Annotated in this window: 3 protein-coding genes and 1 pseudogene; all 4 read right to left on the bottom strand. The window is 61.2% G+C overall.

Features of this window, described 5'->3' with window-relative positions; genetic code table 11:
- A partial coding sequence (locus tag H8S34_RS14890; protein WP_186964414.1) for a 4-hydroxyphenylacetate 3-hydroxylase N-terminal domain-containing protein occupies positions 1 to 119 on the bottom strand: 119 nt, incomplete at its 3' end.
- A gap of 18 nt (positions 120 to 137) precedes the next feature.
- Positions 138 to 914 carry an enoyl-CoA hydratase-related protein gene (locus tag H8S34_RS14885; protein WP_101690943.1) on the bottom strand — a complete coding sequence of 259 codons (777 nt, stop codon included), beginning with the start codon at positions 912 to 914 and terminating at the stop codon, positions 138 to 140.
- 162 nt (positions 915 to 1,076) lie between these two features.
- Positions 1,077 to 4,622: a pyruvate:ferredoxin (flavodoxin) oxidoreductase gene (gene nifJ / locus H8S34_RS14880; RefSeq protein WP_101690944.1), complete on the bottom strand. Its 3,546-nt coding sequence runs from the start codon at positions 4,620 to 4,622 to the stop codon at positions 1,077 to 1,079.
- A gap of 244 nt (positions 4,623 to 4,866) precedes the next feature.
- Positions 4,867 to 4,984: pseudogene (locus H8S34_RS15260) on the bottom strand (acryloyl-CoA reductase electron transfer subunit beta); the annotation flags it as partial.

The following is a 4,984-nucleotide window of genomic DNA, read 5'->3' as shown; positions in this document are numbered from 1 at the left end:
CAGTTGATCGAAGGACGGATCATCGGGTGATCCACCCAGTTCTCGATCTGCTCCCCGAACATGTACACCCGCGTCTTCAGCTTCCGCAGGCTCTCGATGTACTCCTGGGATGTCATCATATCGTTCTACTCCTCTTCTTATTTGTTCTCAAAGGTGGCGGAACGCTTCTCCAGGAACGCGGTCATGCCCTCCTTCTGGTCGGCGGTGGCAAAGCACATGGCGAACAGCTCGTTCTCCAGGGCGATGCCGTCGTCGATGTCCATCTGCATGCCGCGGTCGATGCAGGCCTTGGAGTACTTCACGGCGATGGGGGCGTTCTTCATAAAGGAGCGAGCCATCTCCACGGCGCCGTTCATCAGCTCCTCGGGAGCGTAGACAGCATTGGCCAGACCGATCTTCTCAGCCTCGTCGGCCTTGATCATCTTACCGGAGAAGATCAGCTCCTTGGCCTTGGCGATGCCCACCCGGCGGGGGAGGCGCTGGGTGCCGGAGAAGCCGGGGGTGATGCCCAGGCCCACCTCGGGCTGACCGAACTTGGCCTTCTCGCTGGCCAGGATGATGTCGCAGCAGAGCGCCAGCTCACAGCCGCCGCCCAGAGCGAAGCCGTTGACCGCAGCGATGGTGGGGATCTCCAGCTTCTCAATGCGGCGGAACAGAGCGCTGCCGCGCTGGCCCCACTTGCGGCCGCCGTTCAGGTCCAGGGGCATCTGCTCGCCGATGTCGGCGCCGGCCACGAAGGAGCGGCCCTCGCCAGTGAGGATCATGCAGCCCAGGGTGCTGTCCTGCTCCACCTGAGTGATGACCTGCTCCAGCTCGCCGATGACGGTGGAGTTGAGGGCGTTGAGGGCCTCGGGGCGATTGATGGTGATGATAGCGATATTGTCCTGCTTCTCAAAGCGAATGGTCTGATACATAACCGTTCCTCCTCAGATAATTCTGTTCCGGAGACCCAGGCAAAACAAAGAACGGGGTGCCGCCAACACAGGCGGCACCCCGTTGCTGTCATACGGACAGCGGCGATCTCACAGGGATGTCGCGGCCGTGTTTGACTGGGTCAAAACGTCGTTTATATTCCCTTACTGCTCGTCGGCCATCTTGCGATAGCGGGCATAGCGGGCCTTCAGCTCCGCGATCTCCTGCTGATAGAGCTCCTCCGCGCGCTCGGGGAAGTTGTTCTTCAGGGAGGCGAAGCGGTTCTCACCCATCAGGTAGTCCATGAGCTTATCGGTGTCGGGCTCGGGAGAATCCAGCTGGAAGGGATTCTTGCCCTCGGCGATGCGGCGGGGATCGTAGCGGTACAGGTGCCAGTAACCGGCCTCCACAGCCTTCTTCATCTCGGTCTGAGTGCAGCTCATACCGGCCTTGATGTGCTGCTCCAGGCAGGGGCAGTAGGCGATGATGATGGAGGGACCGGGATAGGACTCGGCCTCACGGATGGCCTTCAGGGTCTGATTCTGGTCATAACCCATGGCGACCTGAGCCACGTAGACATAGCCGTAGTTCATGAGGATAGCGCCCAGGTCCTTCTTGGCCACCCGCTTACCGCCGGCGGCAAACTTAGCCACAGCGGAGATGGGGGTGGACTTGGAGGCCTGTCCGCCGGTGTTGGAGTACACCTCGGTATCCAGAACCAGCAGGTTCACGTCGCGGTTCTGCGCCATGACGTGGTCGATGCCGCCGAAGCCGATATCGTAGGCCCAGCCGTCGCCGCCGATGGCCCAGATGGACTTCTTGCTCAGGTACTCCTTGTTGTCCAGGATGTACTCGATGTCGGCGTTCTTCTCCACGGCCTCGAGGGCGGCGACCAGAGCGTCGGAGACGGCGCGGGTCTGATCCTTGTCCTCCCAGTTGGCCATGTAGTTGTCAATGGCCTCCACGGCGATGCCGGCAGCCTTCAGGCTCTCCATGCGGATGAGCAGCTCCTTGCGGATGGCATCCTGAGCGTGGAAGAAGCCGTAGGCGAACTCGGCGTTGTCCTCAAACAGGGAGTGCTCCCAGGCGGGACCATGGCCCTCGCAGTCGCGGCAGTAGGGCAGGATGGGGGCGCCGCCGCTGATCGCGGAGGAGCAGCCAGCCGCGTTGCCGATGTACATGCGGTCGCCCACCAGCTGGCTGACCAGCTTGATGTAGGTGGTCTCGGCACAGCCGGCGCAGGCAGCGGAGAACTGGAAGTAGGGCTTGGCGAACTGGATGGACTTGACGGTCTTGTCGCTGATGATGTCCTTCTTCAGGTAGGCGTCGTTCATGGCGACCTTGTCGAAGTTCTCCTGCTCGGGCTTCATCTCCTCGAAGGGAGTCATAACCAGAGCGTCGGCGCTCTTCTCGTTCTGGTTGGCGGGGCAGGCGGTCAGACACACGCCGCAGCCCAGACAGTCATAGGGAGAGACCTGGATGCGGAAGGAGTAAGCGGGGGCGTCCTTGCCCAGGCCCTTGGCGGGCACGGTGACGAAGGAGGCGGGCACGCCGGCCTTCTCCTCCTCGCTGAGGAGCACGGGACGGATAGCCGCATGGGGGCAGCACATGGAGCAGCGGTTACACTGGATGCAGGCGTCGGGGTTCCACTTGGGCACCGCAGTCGCCACGCCGCGCTTGGAGTAAGCGGAGGTACCGTTCTCCCAGGTGCCGTCCAGCACGCCGTGCTTCTGGAACACGGAGACGGGCAGCTTGTCGCCCTGCTGACGGTCGATGGGCATCACGATCTCCTTGACGAAGGGAGTGGCCTCGATCTCAGCAGCGGGAGCGTCCACGGCATCGGCCCAGGAAGCAGGGATCTCCACCTTCACGGCGGCGTTGATGCCCACGTCCACAGCCTGGTTGTTCAGGTCAACGATCTTCTGACCGGCCTTCTTGAAGTAGGAATTGTAGTTGTTCTTCTTCATGTCCTCCACGGCCATGTCCAGGGGGATGACCTTGGTCAGGGCGAAGAAGGCGGCCTGCAGGATGCTGTTGGTGCGCTTGCCCAGGCCGATCTCGCCGGCCAGCTTGGCCGCGTCGATGATGTAGAACTGAGCGTGCTTGTTGGCCAGATCCCGCTTCATCTTGGCGGGCAGGCGCTCACCCAGCTCCTCCACGGACCAGGGGCAGTTGAGCAGGTAGGTGCCGCCGTCCTTCAGATCGGCGGTGGTGTCGTACTTGTTGACATAGGTGGGGGCATGGACCGCCACAAAGTCAGCGGAGGACACGTTGTAAGTAGCGCGGATGGGGTGATCGCCGAAGCGCAGGTGGGACTGAGTCAGACCACCGGACTTCATGGAGTCATAGGAGAAGTAAGCCTGCGCATACTTGTTGGCCACCAGGCCGATGGTGCTGATGGCGTTCTTGTTGGCGCCCACAGTACCGTCGCCGCCCAGGCCCCACAGCTTACAGGCCACCTCACCGGGATGGGCCAGCTCCACTTCCTTGTAGTCCAGGGAGGTGTGGGTCACGTCGTCGATGATGCCGATGGTGAAGTTATTCTTGGGATTCTCCTGCTTGAGGTTGTCATACACGGCGATGAACTGGCCGGGAGTGGTGTCCTTGGAGGACAGGCCGTAACGGCCGCCCACCACGCGGATGTCGCCGCGGCCGGCCTGGTTCAGAGCGGTGACCACGTCCAGGTACACGGGCTCGCCCACGGAACCGGTCTCCTTGTTGCGGTCCAGGACAGCGATCTTCTTGACCGTGGCGGGAATGGCCTCGGAGAAGTGCTTGACGGAGAAGGGACGGTACAGATGGATCTGGACCATACCCACCTTGCGGCCGTTGGCGTTGAGGTAATCCACGGTCTCCTTCACAGCCTCGGAGGCGGAGCACATCACCACGATGACCTCTTCCGCGTCGGGAGCGCCGTAGTAGTTGAAGAGCTTATAGTCGCGGCCGGTGATCTTGTTGATCTCGTCCATGTAGTGCTGAACGGTCTCGGGCACGACGGCGGCCTTGACGTTGGCGCCCTCCTTGCACTGGAAGTAGACGTCGGGGTTGACGTTGTTGCCGCGGTTAGTGGGATGCTCGGGGTTGAGGGCGTTGCGGCGGAAGTCCTTCAGGGCCTCATAGTCCACCAGGCCGCGCAGGTCCTCGTAGTCCAGGGCCTCGATGCGCTGCATCTCGTGGGAGGTACGGAAGCCGTCAAAGCAGTGCATGAAGGCGTACTTGGAGCCGATGGCGGACAGGTGGGCCACAGCGCCCAGGTCCATGGCCTCCTGGGGAGAGGAAGACATCAGCATGGCATAGCCGGTCATACGGCAGGTCATGAAGTCGGTGTGATCGCCAAAGATGGAGTGGTGGTTCGAGGTCACCACGCGGGAGGCGATGTGCATCACGCTGGGGAGGAACTGACCGCCCATGGCATACATGGCGGGGATCATCAGCATGAGGCCCTGGGAAGAGGTAAAGGTGGTGGTCAGGGCACCGGCCTGCAGGGAGCCGTGGCAGGTACCGGCAGCACCGGCCTCAGACTGCATCTGGATGACGTCCACGGTGGAGCCGAACAGGTTCTTCCGGCCTTTCGCGGACCACTCGTCCACCTTCTCCGCCATGGGAGAAGAGGGAGTGATGGGGTAAATCGCCGCAACCTCAGTAAAGGCATAGGCCACATGGGCCGCGGCGGTATTACCGTCCATAACGACGTAATTTTTTTTGCTCATAATGATCCTCCTTGTACTACAAAACAGTAGTTTCCAAAGGCCCTATGAAGGGGTCTGTGGGGGCATCAAACGAAAGGGGGAGCACCCGTTCCGTTCAACAGATTCTTTCTCTTTTCCTCGCCGGGGTCTATATATCCCACGTATGTGGATCACTTTCTCTACGGCACACAAGAGAAGATACCCCAGCCGGAGCGTTCCGGCGGGGTCTCTTCTCTATGTGATGCTGCTGTGAAAGGAAAACGAATTACTTGGAGGCCTTCAGGGCCTTGATGGACTCGATGAGCATGGGGGTGACCTTGAAGAGGTCGCCGGTGATGCCGTAGGAGGCCACCTCGAAGATGGGGGCGGTCTCGTTCTTGTTC

The sequence above is a fragment of the Pseudoflavonifractor hominis genome, from assembly GCF_014288125.1.
Lineage (GTDB): Bacteria > Bacillota > Clostridia > Oscillospirales > Oscillospiraceae > Pseudoflavonifractor_A > Pseudoflavonifractor_A gallinarum.
Note: the sequence above shows the minus strand (reverse complement) of the source record. Positions and strands in the feature narration are given on the sequence as shown.